Genomic DNA, 13432 nt, shown 5'->3' on the forward strand with positions numbered 1-13432 from the left:
CCTCCCGTTACTCTGGGTTGTCCGCGAGGGATCTCGCCGCCCGGGCGCAGTGCGCGAGAGCCGTGCGCGCGTACCCCGGGGAGACCCCCGCGAGTCCGCACGCCGGCGTGAGCGTGACCGCCTCCGCGAGAAGCCCCGGTGACAGCCCCAGCCTGCGCCACAGCGTCCTGACACCCATGACGCTACCGGCAGGGTCTGACAATGGGCCCTCCGCGGACGGGACGACACCGGCGAAGAGCCGGGTACCGCCCTCCACCGCTTCCCCGATCACGTCGTCGTCACGCTCGGTGAGCAGGGAGAAGTCGAAGGAGACGGCCGCCGCGCCCGCCCGGCGCAGCAGCGCGAACGGGACGTCGGGGGCGCAGGAGTGGACGACGACCGGGCCACCCCCGTGCACCGCGACGAGATCGCGGAGGGTGGCCTCGACGACCTGGCGGTCAGGGGCCCGGTGCGTGCGGTAGCCGCTGGCCGTCTTCACCTGGCCGCGCAGGACGGCGGTGAGGGACGGCTCGTCGAGCTGGAGGACGAGCTGTGCGCCGGGGACCCGCCGCCGCACCTCGGCGAGGTGCTGACGGAGTCCTTCGGCGAGGGAGGCGGCGAGGTCGCGGCAGGCGCCGGGGTCGGAGAGGGCGGCCTCGCCGTTGCGCATCTCCAGGTGGGCGGCGAGCGTCCAGGGGCCCACGGCCTGCACCTTCAGCGGCCCCGCGTACCCCTGCGTGAACTCCTCCAGCGCGTCGAGGTCCTGGCCGAGCCAGGAGCGGGCCCGCTTGGTGTCCCGCCCCGGGCGGTCGCCGAGCCGCCAGCCGCTGGGCTCCACGCGCGCGTACAGCTCGACGAGCAGGCCGGCGGTCCGCCCGATCATGTCGGCGCCGGGTCCGCGGGCGGGCAGTTCGGGCAGGAAGGGGAAGTCCTCGAAGGTTCCGGTGGCCGTTTTGACGGCCTCCCGGGCGTCGCCCCCCGGCAGGGAGCCGACACCCGTGGCGCCACCGAACCTGAACTGGCTGTTTTCGCTCACCGCAGCAGCCTACGCAGGGGCCCGGCCGGTCACGCCCCGGGTCGCACCGTCAGGTCGTTGACCTCGGCGTCCCCCGGCAGATCCAGGGCCATCAGGATCGTCGTGGCGACCGACTCGGGGTCGATCCACTTCGACGCGTCGTACTCCTTGCCCTCCTGCTGGTGGACCTTGGCCTGCATGGGGCCGGCCGTGCGGCCGGGGTAGACGGAGGTGACGCGGACGCCATGGCCGTGCTCCTCGTGGCGGAGGGAGTCGGCGAGGGCCTTCAGGCCGTGCTTGGAGGCGGCGTACGCGGACCAGCCGGCGTGGGCGTTCAGGCCGGCGCCGGAGTTGACGAAGACCACATGGCCCCGCGCGGCGCGCAGCTGGGGCAGGAAGTGGCGGGTCAGCTCGGCCGGGGCGACGAGGTTGACATTGAGCTGGTGGCGCCAGGTCTTCGGGGTGAGCTCGCCGACCGGGCCGAGGTCGACGACCCCGGCGATGTGCAGCAGCGAGTCGACGCGGTCCGGCAGCGACTGGTGCGAGAAGGCCCAGGAGAGCCTGTCGGGGTCGGCGAGGTCGCCGACCAGGGTCCTCGCCCCGGGGAACTCGGCCGCCAGCTCCTTCGCGCGGCCCGCGTCGCGCGCGTGCAGCACGAGGTCGTCCCCGCGCGCGTGCAGACGGCGGGCCACGGCCGCGCCGATGCCGGAACCGGCTCCGGTGATCACATGAGTAGCCATGCCCGCCATGCTCGCATCAGACGGGGCCCACGCAGGGCGCCGGCCCGGGATCACGCCACGCCACGGCTCTCCTCCAGGTACGCCAGCGCGCCCACCGGCTCCTCCGCGAAGAACACCAGGTCGGTGAGCGGGCGGGGCAGGAAGCCCTCGTCCTCCATGCGGCGGAACTGCTCCTTCAGGCCGTCGTAGAAGCCCGCGGTGTTGAGCAGGACCACGGGCTTGTCCGTGTGGCCGTGCTTCTTCAGTTCCAGGATCTCCGTCGCCTCGTCCAGCGTGCCGGTGCCGCCGACCATGATCACCACGGCGTCGGCCTTCTCCAGGAGCAGCTTCTTGCGCTCGGCGAGGTCGCGGGCGACGACCATCTCGTCGACGCCGGGGCGGGCCTTGGCCGAGAGGAACTGCACGGAGACCCCGACGAGCCGGCCGCCCGCCTCCTGCACGCCGTCGGCGACCACCTTCATCAGGCCGACGTCGGAGCCGCCCCACACGAGGGTGTGGCCGCCCTTGCCCAGCAGCTTGGCGAACTCCCGCGCGGGAGTGGTGTAGCGCTCGTCGAGGTCGGCGGCGGAGAGGAAGACACAGATGTTCATGAGCCCACCGTACGGGCCCGGTCCGCCGCCGCGGTGATCCGCATTTTGGACTGCCGGTGCGGGAGTTGTTCCCAGTCGTCCATGAACCGGGCGTCCAGGCCGTGCTTGGCGGCGAGTGCGGTCAGCGTGGCCGTCCGGTAGTAGAAGTCCTCGTGCAGCACCTGGTGCTCCTCGCCCTCGGTGCGGTCGAAGGTGAAGTCGAAGAAACCGCCGGGCGCGAGGATCCGGCCGACGTGGGCGAAGCACTCCTCGATGACGTGCAGGGGCGAGTGCGAGAAGACGCTGTGCGCGTGCACGACGTCGAAGTGCGCGTCGGGCAGGAAGGCGAAGGTGAGGTCGTCGGCGAGCGCCAGGTAGGGCAGTTTGGACTGGAGGCCCTCGGCCACGAGGGTGTCCTGGGCGGCGAGCAGGATGTGCGGCGAGATGTCGATGCCGTAGTAGTGCCCGGCGTCGAGGTGGTCGATGAACAGCCGCCCGGCGCGCAGGTTGCCGCAGCCGATCTCCAGCATGCGGTGGTGCGGCTGGAGGCCGTGTCCCACGAGGTAGTCGAACTGCATGCGCCCGATCCGCGTCCACGCCTCGCGCGAGGGGTTGTGCCCCACCGCCGCCTCCGCGCTGCGCGCCGCGTCGGAGGCCATCACCGCGCGGTAGTACGCGATGTGGTCGCGGTAGCGCAGCCGCAGCCAGGCGTCGCGCACCGCGCGCCGGGCGTGCGCGGGCACGCGCTCCGGGTGGCGCAGGGCGTACCGGATCTGGTGGACCAGGGCGCTGCGGTTTCGGGCCCGTTCCGTGGCTCGCATGGGTGGCCTCCTGCGGCGAGGGAAGAACTCCGCTACAGCGTGCGCTGTATCCGGGGAGTCGGCTACCCAAGGAGGGCGATCGTGACCACCGGACATCGCATCACCGTCGAGAAGAGTGACCGGCCCGTGCGCGTGGCGCACGCCGGACAGGTCCTGGCCGAGAGCGACCGGCCCCTGGTCCTGCGCGAGACGGGCTGTCCCGACCGCTACTACATCCCGGCCGAGGACGTCCGCCTCGATCTGCTGACCCCGTCCGGCACGCGCACGTACTGCCCGTTCAAGGGCACCGCGTCCTACTGGTCGCTGCCGGACGCCGCGGACCTCGTCTGGGCGTATCCGGACCCGAAGCCGGACGTCGCGGAGATCAAGGACCACCTGTGCTTCTACGAAGTCGAAGTGTTGTGATCGGCTGACGCACGGCCCGCCTCACCCATGAACACCGCGCCGTGCGGCAGTCTGCACTGACATGGACAAGAGGATCCTTTCGCGTGACGGCACCCGCATCGCGTACGAGAGCACCGGCCGGGGCCCCTCGGTCGTCCTGGTGAGCGGTGCGATGTCGACGGGCGGCACCCTGGCGCCGCTCGCCGTGTCGCTGTCCGAGCGTTTCCAGGCCGTCGTCTACGACCGCCGGGGCCGCGGTGCCAGCGGGGACACGGCGCCGTACGCCGTGGAGCGCGAGGTCGAGGACCTGGCGGCGGTGATCGAGGCGGTGGGCGGCGAGGCGTTCCTGTACGGCATCTCGTCGGGCGGGGCGCTGGCCCTGGAGGCGGCGGCGAGCGGTCTGCCGGTGCGGCGGGTGGCGGTGTACGAGACGCCGTTCGCGATGTCGGAGGAGGGTGCCGAGGAGCGCGCTGAGTACACCCGGCGGCTGACGGAGGCACTCGGTGAGGGGCGGCGCGGGGACGCGGTGGAGCTGTTCCTGCGGCTGACCGGCCTCGGCGAGGGCGTGATCCAGGGCGCCCGCCAGTCCCCCATGTGGGCCGCCATGGAGTCGATCGCCCCGAGCCTCGCCTACGACGACGCCGTCATGCGCGACGGGCGGGTCCCCCGGGACCGGCTGGCCTCGATCGGCGTGCCCGTCCTGGCGGTCGCGGGCGACGCGAGCCCCGGCTGGCTCCGCGAGGCGGCCCGGGCGATCGCGGACTCCGTCCCCGACGGGTCGTACCGGACGCTCCAGGGGCAGACGCACATGGTGGAGCCGAATGTGCTGGCGCCCGTGTTGGCGGAGTTCTTCACCCGGGGCTGAGCACACCGGGTTGAGCACACCGGGCTGAGCACACCGGGCTGAGCATGCCGGGCTGGGAGGGACGGGGGCACGCGCGCGTGGAGACGGCCTGCCCCCGGACGCCCGCGGGGTCAGGCCACGCCCGCCGGGGCCCGCCTGGTCGAGGCGATCGTCGCCGAGCCCACCACGCGCGTGCCGTCGTACAGGACGATCGCCTGGCCGGGGGCGACCCCGCGGACCGGCTCCGCGAAGGACACCTCCAGCCGGCCGTCGACCAGCTCGGCGGTGACCTCGGTCTCGCCGCCGTGGGCGCGGAGCTGGGCCGTGTAGGTGCCCGGGCCGGTGGGGGCGACGCCGCACCAGCGCGGCTTGATCGCGGTCAGGGCGCTGACGTCCAGCGCGTCGGCCGGGCCGACCGTGACCGTGTTGGTGACCGGGGAGATGTCGAGGACGTAGCGCGGCTTGCCGTCGGGCGCCGGGGTGCCGATGCGCAGGCCCTTGCGCTGGCCGATGGTGAAGCCGTAGGCGCCCTCGTGCGTGCCGAGCCGGTTGCCGGACTCGTCGACGATGTCGCCCTCGGAGCGGCCGAGCCGGTTCGCGAGGAAGCCCTGGGTGTCGCCGTCGGCGATGAAGCAGATGTCGTGCGAGTCGGGCTTCTTGGCCACCGCCAGGCCCCTGCGCTCGGCCTCGGCGCGGATCTCGTCCTTGGTGGTCAGCGTGTCGCCGAGCGGGAACATCGCGTGGGCGAGCTGCTTGTCGTCCAGGACGCCGAGCACGTACGACTGGTCCTTGGCCATGTCGGAGGCGCGGTGCAGCTCGCGGGTGCCGTCCTCGTGCTCGATCACCTTGGCGTAGTGGCCCGTGCAGACCGCGTCGAAGCCCAGCGCCAGCGCCTTGTCCAGCAGCGCCGCGAACTTGATCTTCTCGTTGCAGCGCAGGCAGGGGTTGGGGGTGCGGCCGGCCTCGTACTCGGCGACGAAGTCCTCGACGACGTCCTCGCGGAAGCGGTCGGCGAGGTCCCACACGTAGAAGGGGATGCCGATGACGTCCGCGGCGCGGCGGGCGTCGCGCGAGTCCTCGATGGTGCAGCAGCCCCGCGCGCCCGTCCGGAAGGATTGGGGGTTGGCGGAGAGCGCGAGGTGGACGCCGGTCACGTCGTGGCCCGCCTCGGCCGCGCGGGCGGCGGCGACGGCGGAGTCGACTCCGCCGGACATGGCGGCCAGGACGCGGAGGGGACGGGAGCGCTGCGGGGTGTGAGTCATAACCCTTCCAGGGTAAGGGGGCGCGGGAACCAAGGCCGCCGGGTATCCGTTGGCGATCACATGGGGGCGAGAAGAGCATCCGAGGACACGGACCGGCGCATCGGGCGGCGGGCCCTGATCGTCGGCGGGATGGCGGCCGCCGCGGGTTCCGCGGTGCTGGCCCGTGACGAGCTGGGCCGGCTGTGGTGGCGCGTGCCCGGCGTCGAGAAGCCGCGCAAGGAAGGCGAGGTCGACTACGCGGGCGCGCGCTGGGTGGCCGCGTCGGACGCGAACTGGCGCCGCGCGGACCGGCCGGACGACTACGGCATAGACATGGTGGTCGTCCATGTCACGCAGGGCAGCTTCGACAGCGCGGTGAGGGCCTTCCAGGACCCGGGGCACAAGGCGGCCTCGCACTACATCGTCCGCAAGGACGGGCACATCGCCCAGATGATCCGCGAGCTGGACGTGGCGTACCACGCGGGCAACCGCTCCTACAACGAGCGCAGTGTCGGCATCGAGCACGCGGGTTTCGTGGACCGCCCGCAGGACTTCACGGACGAGATGTACGAGGCCTCGGCCCGGCTCACGGCCCGGATCTGCGCGCGGTACGACATACCCGTCGACCGCGAGCACATCATCGGCCACGTGGAGGTCCCGGGCACCGACCACACGGACCCGGGCCCGCACTGGGACTGGGACAAGTACATGCGGCTGGTGCGCGAGGCGCGTACGGCACGAGCCTGACCGGTCGGCCGGGGCGGAGGCGACTACGTCAGCCCCGCCGCCCTGGCCCGTTCCACCGCCGGGCCGATGGCCTTCGCCAGGGCCTCGATGTCGGCCTCCGTGGAGGTGTGGCCCAGGGAGAAGCGGAGGGTGCCGCGGGCCAGGTCCGGGTCGGTGCCGGTGGCGAGGAGGACGTGGCTGGGCTGGGCGACGCCGGCGGTGCAGGCGGAGCCGGTGGAGCACTCGATGCCCTGGGCGTCGAGCAGGAGCAGCAGGGAGTCACCCTCGCAGCCGGGGAACGTGAAGTGCGCGTTGGCCGGCAGGCGTCCCTCCGGGTCGGGGTCGCCGCCGAGGATCGCGTCCGGCACGGCCTCGCGGACGGCGGCGACGAGGGCGTCGCGCAGGGCGCCGATCTCATGGGCGAACCACTCGCGCTGCTCGGCGGCCAGCCGCCCGGCGACCGCGAAGGAGGCGATGGCGGGCACGTCGAGGGTGCCGGAGCGGACGTGGCGTTCCTGGCCGCCGCCGTGCAGGACGGGTACGGGGGTGTGCTCGCGCCCGAGGATGAGCGCGCCGATGCCGTACGGGCCGCCGATCTTGTGGCCGGACACCGTCATCGCGGCGAGGCCTGAGGCGGCGAAGTCGACGGGGGTCTGGCCGAAGGCCTGGACGGCGTCGGAGTGCAGCGGGACACCGTACTCGGCGGCCACGTCGGCGAGTTCGCGGATCGGCAGGATCGTCCCGATCTCGTTGTTCGCCCACATGACGGTGGCGAGGGCCACGTCGCCGGGGTCGCGGGCGATCGCCTCGCGCAGGGCGTCCGGGTGGACGCGGCCGTGGGTGTCGACCGGCAGGTACTCGATGGTGGCGCCCTCGTGTTCGCCGAGCCAGTGCACGGCGTCGAGGACGGCGTGGTGCTCGACGGGGCTGGCGAGGACGCGGGTGCGGGCCGGGTCGGCGTCACGCCGGGACCAGTAAAGGCCCTTGACGGCGAGGTTGTCGGCCTCCGTGCCGCCCGAGGTGAAGACGACCTCGCTGGGGCGGGCGCCGAGGGCTTCGGCGAGGGTCTCGCGGGCCTCCTCGACGGTGCGGCGGGCCTGCCGGCCGGATGCGTGGAGGGAGGACGCGTTGCCGGTGGCACCCAGGTGGGCGGTGAGCGCCTCTGCCGCCTCCGGGAGCATCGGGGTGGTCGCGGCGTGGTCGAGGTAAGCCATGGTGAGCCCGATTCTACGGCTCCCCCGCGGCCGTCCTCAGATCAAGGTTGGCCGAACCTGAAGGCGGACCTGAAGGGAAGTGAACCGCTTTCCCGCGTGGCTGCGGCCCGTCGTCCCCGGGCCGGCCGCCGGTCGTCGGCGCAGGCCTGTCCGACGGCGGCTCAGAAGCTCCACGAGATCGTGCTGTCGGCCTGCACGAACGCGGCCAGGACCAGCAGGTCGGCGACGCCGAGGCCGAGACCGAGAAACGCGCGGCCACGGCGCTGGGTGCCGCGCCACAGGGCGACGCTCGCCAGCACGATGGCGATCGGGCCGAGGAAGACGTTCAGGACGAGGAGGCCGAGCAGGCCCAGGATGAAGGACGCGACGGCCATGCCGTCGGTGTCGCGGATACCGGTGCGGCGCGTGGCCGGAGCGGTGAGCTGCATGGTGATCGACTCCCGGTGTCGGGTCGGTGGTGGGCGGTCGGTGAGCGCGTACGGCGTCAGTGGGCCTGGGTGTGGCGCCGGCGGCCGTGGCGCTCGCGGAGCGCGAAGATGCCGAGCCAGACGGCGATGACGACGCCCGTGGCCACGGAGAAGGTGAGCGGCGCGTGGGCCACGGTGCCCAGGACGAAGCCCAGCAGCAGGAGTGCGGCGACGATGAACAACACGGGAAACAACCCCCAGAGATTCGGTGAACGGTTGTGGTTACAGTTGTTCACTGACTTCCCAGTCTAGCCCGTCCCATGACTTTCCAATTACAGAGAACAGTTGTTAACTACATGGTATGAGTCACACCCTCGGCATCCGGCAGGCCCAGAAGCAGAAGACCCGGCAGGCGCTCCTGGACGCGGCCCTCGGGCTGCTGGAGGAGCAGAGTCTGAGCAGCCTGGGGCTGCGCGAGGTCACCCGCGCCGTCGGTGTCGCCCCGACCGCCTTCTACCGCCACTTCCGCTCCACGGCGGATCTGGGCGTGGCCCTGGTCGAGGAGGCGCTGGGCAGCCTGCACCCGATGATCCGGACGACGGTGTCCACGACGGGCGACAGCGAGGAACGCATCGCGCGCACCATCGAGCTGATCGCCCGTCACGTCGACGGGTACCCCGCACATGTCCGGTTCATCGCCCGTGAACGACATGGCGGAGTCCAGCCGGTCCGGGCGGCCATACGGGACCAACTGGCCCGGTTCGCCCAGGAGGTCAAGGACGAGCTGGCCAAGGACCCGGTGTCCGCGGGCTGGACCGAGGACGACCTGCTGATGCTCGCGCACCTCTACGTCGACCAGATGCTGATCACGGCATCGCTCTTCCTGGAAGCGCTGGAGGGCCCGGAGCAGGAACGCGAGGAGCGGACCCGGCACGTCACGCAGGTGGCGACGCGGCAGATGCGCCTGATCGGCCTGGGCCGCCTTCACTGGCTTGACTGACCGCACCTCAAGACATCTCGCCGACCAGGCGTTTCACCCGGGGACCTCGCCCGAGCGCCGGTACAGCTCCGTGACGGAGGCGGCCGCCCGGGCCAGTTCCTCGCGCACCTGAGGGGGCGAGAGGACCTCCACCTGGTCGGCGAAGACGAGCAGGTGGCGGGTCTCGGGCAGGATCCCGTACGTCAGCCGCACGGTCGCCCACTCGCTCCCGCCGTCGTCGTCGAGGATTTCCGACGGGAGGAAGTCCGTCAGCCGCAGGAACATGTCGAGCCGGTCGCGCCGCACCCGGAGGGTGACGTCCAGCCCGCCGGGCCGCTCCTCGACCTGGCGGCGCAGGCCCTCCCAGGCGTCGGCGAGTTCGACGCCCGGGCGCCGCCGTACGGGCTCGTCGAGGAGCCGGGCGGAGCGCACCCGGTCGGCCCGGAAGAGCCGGGGTTCGCCCCGCCGGTCGGCGACCAGGTACCAGACGCCGGCCTTGGCGACGAGGCCGTACGGGTCGACGGTGTACGTCCGCGCCTGGCGCTCTCCGCTGTGCCGGTAGCGCAGCCGCAGCCTGTGGTCGGCGAACACGGCGTCGCGCAGCACGTCCAGGTCGACGGCCCGCTGCGGACCGCCGCGCCAGCGGGTGGCGTCGACGAGGATGCGGCGGGACGCCGTCTCGGCGGCCGGGCGGTGCGGGGCCGGCAGCGCGGCCATCACCTTGCGCAGGGCCGAGCCGAACGCCGCGTCCAGGCCGAGCGCGGCGTGCGCGCCCTGCGCGGCCAGGACGAACAGCGCGCGGGACTCGTCGGCGGTCAGACCCGTGACGTCCGTACGGAACCCGGCGAGCAGTTGGATGCCGCCGTGCCGGCCGCGTTCGGCGTAGACCGGGACGCCTGCGGCCGACAGGGACTCGACGTCGCGGTAGACGGTGCGGACCGACACCTCCAGCCGCTCGGCGAGTTCGCGTGCGGGGACCCGGCCGCGGGTCTGGAGGAGCAGCAGGATCGACAGCAGGCGGTCGGACTTCACGGCGTCAGCATCGCGGCGGGCGAAGGCCCGGGCAAATGTTGACGGCGGCTGTCAGGTTTTCCGGCCATGCTCCTCCTGTCCACGCACTCAGGAGGAGTTTCATGACCAACGATCCCCGCCCGCTGTTCGGCCGCGCCGCGGAGCAGGCCGCCGAGCTCGTCGCGTCCGTCCGTGCGGAGCAGCTGGACGGCCCCACGCCGTGTACCGAGTTCGACGTGCGCACCCTGCTGAGCCATCTCACCGGCGCGACCCACCGGGTGGCCGTCGTCGCCGAGGGCGGTGACGCGAGCGCCGTACGGCCCTTCGCCGAGGACGTGCCGGACGACGGCTGGACGGCCGCGTACGACGAGGCCAGGACCCGGGCCGTGAAGGCCTGGGCGGGCGACGACGGCCTGCTGGACGCGGTGCTGCGCCTGCCGTTCGGCGAGATGCCCGGCCGGGCCGCCCTGTCGGCCTACGTCCTGGAGACGGTGACCCACACCTGGGACCTGTCGGAGGCCCTGGGGCATCCGCGCGGACTCGACCCGGAGCTCGCCGAGTTCGCGCTGACGGTCGCCCAGCGCATGCTGCCGGACGAACAGCGCGACGAGAACACGCCGTTCGCCACGGCCCGGCCGGCCCCCGAGGGCGCCGATGTCTACGGCAGGCTGGCGGCCTGGCTGGGACGCGAGCCGCTCAGCCGAGCCTGACCCGCGCGAGCTGACGGGACTGCGCCACCAGCCGGTCGGCGCTGTCCCACACCTCGGCGTCCTCCTCGAGGAAGCCGCCGGCGAGGTTGCGCGTGGTGATCGACACGCGCAGCGGGCCCGGCGCCGGGCGGCAGCGGACGTGCACGGTCAGCTCGACGGTGGGCACCCAGCCCTTCAGCCCGAGTTCGAAGGCGGTGGGCGGCAGGGCGTCCACCGCCAGCAGCAGGGAGAGCGGGTCGTGGTCCCGGCCGTCCGCGAGCCCGAACCAGGCCCGCATCTCGCCCTTGCCGGAGGGCTTGCCGAGGGCCCAGCCCAGGGTCGACGGGTCCAGCTTGAGCATCAGCCGGTCGGTGATGGCCGAGCTGCCGTCGACGGGGGCGGGTCCGTCCTCGGGGCCGAAGCAGTGCTCCAGCGGCGGGATCGCGGGCGGAGTGGCCGTCGTGCGGACGTCGTCGGGCAGGGCGTCCAGGTCGCCGTAGGAGGCGAGGACGCGGATGCGTTCCACCTCGCGGCCCGCGTCGTCGTACTGGAAGAGGGAGGCCTGGCCGGTCGACAGGGTGCGGCCGGTGCGGACGACGTCCGTGCGGACGACCGCCGGGCCGGGCTGGGACGCGGTCAGGTAGTGCGCCGAGACGGTGAAGGGGTCGGCGTGCGGCAGGGTGTCCGCGAGCGCGCGGCCGAGGACGGCCAGCAGATAGCCGCCGTTGACGGCGCTGATGATCGTCCAGCCGGCGGAGAGGTCGATGTCGTAGACGCCGGGCGCGCGTCGGGTGAGCGCGGTGTCGCGGTCGAACTCGCTGTCGCCGATCGTGGCCCGGACGGCCTGGGCGGAGGCTGACTCTGGCATGGCTGAACAGTACAAGAACTAACTACTAAGCGGTAGCTTTGGTCGGTTCGGGCTCAGGTGAGGACCGGGCAATTTCTCGGTAAGTGTCCGCACTCGTCCGTAAACCCGGAAGGCCGACCGTCCCTCTGACGAGACATGAGCCTCACCGGGACTCCGTTCCTCTACACGCTGATCGCGCTGTCGGTCGTCGCGCTCGCGCTGCCGCTGGTCCTGTGGTCGCGCGTCCGCGGCCCCCGCGCCCTGCGCACCGCGACGCGCGCGCTGATGCTGCTGTTCACCCAGGGAACCGCCGTGGCGCTGGTCTTCACACTGGTCAACAACGCCAACAACCTGTACGACAACTGGGCCGATCTACTCGGCACCGGCGACCACGTGCAGCAGGCGGCCGACCTCGGCGCCGACGGCACCGGAGGCATCGCGCTGAAGCGGCTGCCGAAGGTGCGCCAGACGTTCCGGCCGGCCACCGGGCCCGGCATGGGCGCGGCCGGCGGGGTGCGCGTCACCCAGCTCAAGGGCCGGGTGTCGGGCGTGAACGCCGAGGTCTACGTCTGGCTCCCGCCGCAGTACGACGAACCCGCCTACCGGCACCACAGGTTCCCGGTCGTGGAGCTGCTGCCCGGCTACCCCGGCTCGGCGAAGGCCTGGTTCGGCTCGCTGCACGCGCACGAGCAGCTGGAGCCGCTGATGCGGGACGGGCAGGTCGCCCCGTTCATCCTGGTCGCGCCGCGCACCAATCTGCTGGCCGGGGTGGACACGGGCTGCGCCAACATCCCGGGCACGGTCAACGCCGACACCTGGCTGAGCGTCGACGTGCCGATGATGGTCATGGACAACTTCCGCGCCGAGTCCGCCCCGCGGGGCTGGGCCGTGGCCGGCTACTCGGCCGGGGCGCACTGCGCGGCCAAGCTCGCCGTCGCCCACCCCGACCGCTACGGGGCCGCCGTCAGCCTGTCCGGCTACAACGACCCGATCGGCGAACGGGCCTCGCTCGCCGCGCAGAACCCCACTCTCCGGGACGAGAACAACCCTTATCGGCTGCTGCGCAGGGCGCCCGTCCCGCCGCGCGTCTCGCTCTACCTCTCCGGCCAGCCGCACGACGGCTACGAGGCGGCCGTCGCCTTGGAGCAGGCCGCGAAGGCGCCGACGACCGTGCACGTGGTGTACATCCCGCGCAGCGCGGGCGGTCACACCATGGCGCTGTGGCGGCCGCAGGTGGTCCCGGCGTTCCGCTGGCTGACGGAGGTGACGGGCCTCGGCCACGTCACGGCAGGACGGGCTGCTCCTCCTCGCTCACCGTCGACCGCCGGTGCCAGGCCCGCGGAGCTCGCCAGTGGAACCGCATCGCGAGCAGCCGCAGTACGAAGGCGGTGATCACCGCGAGGCCGCTGGTGAGCGGGTTCAGGGCGTCGTAGCGGATGCAGAGCGCGACCAGGGCGGCGCCGACGATCGCCGGGACCGCGTACAGGTCGCGGTCCCAGCGCAGCAGCGAGGGCACCTCGTTGGCGAGGACGTCCCGCAGCACTCCGCCGCCCACCGCGGTGGTCAGCCCCAGGCCGGCGGAGGCGGTCAGGCCGAGCCCGTACTCGTACGCCTTGATGGTGCCGGCGACGCAGAACAGCCCGAGGCCGGCCGCGTCGAAGACGTTCACGGCGACCTGGATGCGCTCCACCTGCGGGTGCAGGAAGAAGACGAGGAGGGTGGCGAGCAGCGGGGTCAGGAAGTACCCCAGGTCCGTGAAGGCGGCGGGCGGTACGGCCCCGATGACCAGGTCACGGAAGAGCCCGCCGCCCAGCGCGGTGACCTCGGCGAGCACGGCGATGCCGAACACGTCGAAGTTCTTGCGCACGGCCAGCAGGGCGCCGGAGATCGCGAAGACGAAGATGCCGATCAGGTCGAGCGTGTGCTGGACGGACGGGCTGAAGAGTTGCTGGAGCACCCGAACATT

17 protein-coding genes are annotated in these 13432 nt (G+C 72.7%); 6 read left to right on the forward strand and 11 right to left on the reverse strand.

Translation table 11 applies throughout. From position 1 onward, the window contains the following. Positions 1–7: 7 nt before the first annotated feature. Genes ACZ3I3_RS17180 through ACZ3I3_RS17195 form a run of 4 tightly spaced genes read right to left on the reverse strand, consistent with a single transcriptional unit; the run spans position 8 to position 3124 of the window. Positions 8–1015 (reverse strand): methionine synthase, encoded by a 1008-nt coding sequence (locus tag ACZ3I3_RS17180; protein WP_467365838.1) that lies wholly within the window; start codon positions 1013–1015, stop codon positions 8–10. Positions 1016–1044: 29 nt separating this feature from the next. Then, positions 1045–1743, reverse strand: a complete 699-nt coding sequence (locus ACZ3I3_RS17185) for an SDR family oxidoreductase (RefSeq protein WP_467365840.1) — start codon at positions 1741–1743, stop codon at positions 1045–1047. A 41-nt stretch (positions 1744–1784) separates the two neighbouring features. Next, positions 1785–2324, reverse strand: a complete 540-nt coding sequence (locus ACZ3I3_RS17190; protein WP_020269531.1) for an LOG family protein — start codon at positions 2322–2324, stop codon at positions 1785–1787. Then, on the reverse strand, positions 2321–3124 hold the full coding sequence (locus ACZ3I3_RS17195) for a class I SAM-dependent methyltransferase (protein ID WP_467365843.1): 804 nt from the start codon (positions 3122–3124) through the stop codon (positions 2321–2323). Before ACZ3I3_RS17195 ends, ACZ3I3_RS17190 begins: the two co-directional genes overlap by 4 nt. A gap of 81 nt (positions 3125–3205) precedes the next feature. Here ACZ3I3_RS17195 and ACZ3I3_RS17200 point away from each other — a divergent pair, with 81 nt between their 5' ends. Beyond that, positions 3206–3529 (forward strand): DUF427 domain-containing protein, encoded by a 324-nt coding sequence (locus ACZ3I3_RS17200; RefSeq protein WP_467365845.1) that lies wholly within the window; start codon positions 3206–3208, stop codon positions 3527–3529. Between the two features lie 61 nt (positions 3530–3590). After that, positions 3591–4373, forward strand: a complete 783-nt coding sequence (locus ACZ3I3_RS17205; protein ID WP_467365847.1) for an alpha/beta fold hydrolase — start codon at positions 3591–3593, stop codon at positions 4371–4373. A gap of 110 nt (positions 4374–4483) precedes the next feature. Here ACZ3I3_RS17205 and mnmA read toward each other — a convergent pair whose 3' ends face one another. Continuing rightward, entirely contained in the window at positions 4484–5614 is a 1131-nt protein-coding gene (gene mnmA, locus ACZ3I3_RS17210) for a tRNA 2-thiouridine(34) synthase MnmA (RefSeq protein ID WP_467365849.1), read from the reverse strand. 60 nt (positions 5615–5674) lie between these two features. Between mnmA and ACZ3I3_RS17215 the strand changes: the two genes are divergently transcribed. Then, positions 5675–6340 (forward strand): N-acetylmuramoyl-L-alanine amidase, encoded by a 666-nt coding sequence (locus tag ACZ3I3_RS17215; protein WP_467365851.1) that lies wholly within the window; start codon positions 5675–5677, stop codon positions 6338–6340. Between the two features lie 23 nt (positions 6341–6363). Here ACZ3I3_RS17215 and ACZ3I3_RS17220 read toward each other — a convergent pair whose 3' ends face one another. From ACZ3I3_RS17220 to ACZ3I3_RS17230, 3 genes are all read right to left on the reverse strand, one after another. Continuing rightward, entirely contained in the window at positions 6364–7533 is a 1170-nt protein-coding gene (locus ACZ3I3_RS17220) for a cysteine desulfurase family protein (protein WP_467365853.1), read from the reverse strand. 161 nt (positions 7534–7694) lie between these two features. Further along, positions 7695–7961 (reverse strand): DUF4190 domain-containing protein, encoded by a 267-nt coding sequence (locus ACZ3I3_RS17225; RefSeq protein ID WP_467365855.1) that lies wholly within the window; start codon positions 7959–7961, stop codon positions 7695–7697. A gap of 56 nt (positions 7962–8017) precedes the next feature. After that, the gene (locus tag ACZ3I3_RS17230; RefSeq protein WP_010041793.1) at positions 8018–8185 is read right to left on the reverse strand and encodes a hypothetical protein; all 168 of its coding nucleotides are present in this window, start codon (positions 8183–8185) and stop codon (positions 8018–8020) included. A 116-nt stretch (positions 8186–8301) separates the two neighbouring features. Here ACZ3I3_RS17230 and ACZ3I3_RS17235 point away from each other — a divergent pair, with 116 nt between their 5' ends. Next, entirely contained in the window at positions 8302–8940 is a 639-nt protein-coding gene (locus ACZ3I3_RS17235) for a TetR family transcriptional regulator (protein WP_467365857.1), read from the forward strand. A 33-nt stretch (positions 8941–8973) separates the two neighbouring features. Here ACZ3I3_RS17235 and ACZ3I3_RS17240 read toward each other — a convergent pair whose 3' ends face one another. Next, on the reverse strand, positions 8974–9951 hold the full coding sequence (locus ACZ3I3_RS17240; RefSeq protein WP_467365859.1) for a helix-turn-helix transcriptional regulator: 978 nt from the start codon (positions 9949–9951) through the stop codon (positions 8974–8976). 101 nt (positions 9952–10052) lie between these two features. On the opposite strand from ACZ3I3_RS17240, the gene ACZ3I3_RS17245 reads away from it, so the two are divergent. Next, positions 10053–10640 (forward strand): TIGR03086 family metal-binding protein, encoded by a 588-nt coding sequence (locus ACZ3I3_RS17245; protein WP_467365861.1) that lies wholly within the window; start codon positions 10053–10055, stop codon positions 10638–10640. Here ACZ3I3_RS17245 and ACZ3I3_RS17250 read toward each other — a convergent pair. Then, entirely contained in the window at positions 10627–11487 is an 861-nt protein-coding gene (locus ACZ3I3_RS17250) for a thioesterase family protein (protein ID WP_467365863.1), read from the reverse strand. The two genes, ACZ3I3_RS17245 and ACZ3I3_RS17250, sit on opposite strands and share 14 nt — an antisense overlap. Before the next feature lie 135 nt (positions 11488–11622). On the opposite strand from ACZ3I3_RS17250, the gene ACZ3I3_RS17255 reads away from it, so the two are divergent. Continuing rightward, positions 11623–12858, forward strand: a complete 1236-nt coding sequence (locus ACZ3I3_RS17255) for an alpha/beta hydrolase (RefSeq protein WP_467365865.1) — start codon at positions 11623–11625, stop codon at positions 12856–12858. Here ACZ3I3_RS17255 and ACZ3I3_RS17260 read toward each other — a convergent pair. After that, positions 12749–13423: a trimeric intracellular cation channel family protein gene (locus ACZ3I3_RS17260; RefSeq protein WP_307177611.1), complete on the reverse strand. Its 675-nt coding sequence runs from the start codon at positions 13421–13423 to the stop codon at positions 12749–12751. The two genes, ACZ3I3_RS17255 and ACZ3I3_RS17260, sit on opposite strands and share 110 nt — an antisense overlap. Positions 13424–13432: the final 9 nt, after the last annotated feature.

The organism is Streptomyces sp. NPDC016851, assembly GCF_055562795.1.

What these genes read in the sequence shown, in the direction of transcription:
- ACZ3I3_RS17225 (WP_467365855.1), bottom strand. Translation starts at nt 7,961, where the DNA reads ATGCAGCTCACCGCTCCGGCCACGCGCCGCACCGGTATCCGCGACACC.
- ACZ3I3_RS17245 (WP_467365861.1), top strand. Translation starts at nt 10,053, where the DNA reads ATGACCAACGATCCCCGCCCGCTGTTCGGCCGCGCCGCGGAGCAGGCC.
- ACZ3I3_RS17185 (WP_467365840.1), bottom strand. Translation starts at nt 1,743, where the DNA reads ATGGCGGGCATGGCTACTCATGTGATCACCGGAGCCGGTTCCGGCATC.
- ACZ3I3_RS17220 (WP_467365853.1), bottom strand. Translation starts at nt 7,533, where the DNA reads ATGGCTTACCTCGACCACGCCGCGACCACCCCGATGCTCCCGGAGGCG.
- ACZ3I3_RS17195 (WP_467365843.1), bottom strand. Translation starts at nt 3,124, where the DNA reads ATGCGAGCCACGGAACGGGCCCGAAACCGCAGCGCCCTGGTCCACCAG.
- ACZ3I3_RS17205 (WP_467365847.1), top strand. Translation starts at nt 3,591, where the DNA reads ATGGACAAGAGGATCCTTTCGCGTGACGGCACCCGCATCGCGTACGAG.
- mnmA (WP_467365849.1), bottom strand. Translation starts at nt 5,614, where the DNA reads ATGACTCACACCCCGCAGCGCTCCCGTCCCCTCCGCGTCCTGGCCGCC.
- ACZ3I3_RS17190 (WP_020269531.1), bottom strand. Translation starts at nt 2,324, where the DNA reads ATGAACATCTGTGTCTTCCTCTCCGCCGCCGACCTCGACGAGCGCTAC.
- ACZ3I3_RS17255 (WP_467365865.1), top strand. Translation starts at nt 11,623, where the DNA reads ATGAGCCTCACCGGGACTCCGTTCCTCTACACGCTGATCGCGCTGTCG.
- ACZ3I3_RS17235 (WP_467365857.1), top strand. Translation starts at nt 8,302, where the DNA reads ATGAGTCACACCCTCGGCATCCGGCAGGCCCAGAAGCAGAAGACCCGG.
- ACZ3I3_RS17250 (WP_467365863.1), bottom strand. Translation starts at nt 11,487, where the DNA reads ATGCCAGAGTCAGCCTCCGCCCAGGCCGTCCGGGCCACGATCGGCGAC.
- ACZ3I3_RS17215 (WP_467365851.1), top strand. Translation starts at nt 5,675, where the DNA reads ATGGGGGCGAGAAGAGCATCCGAGGACACGGACCGGCGCATCGGGCGG.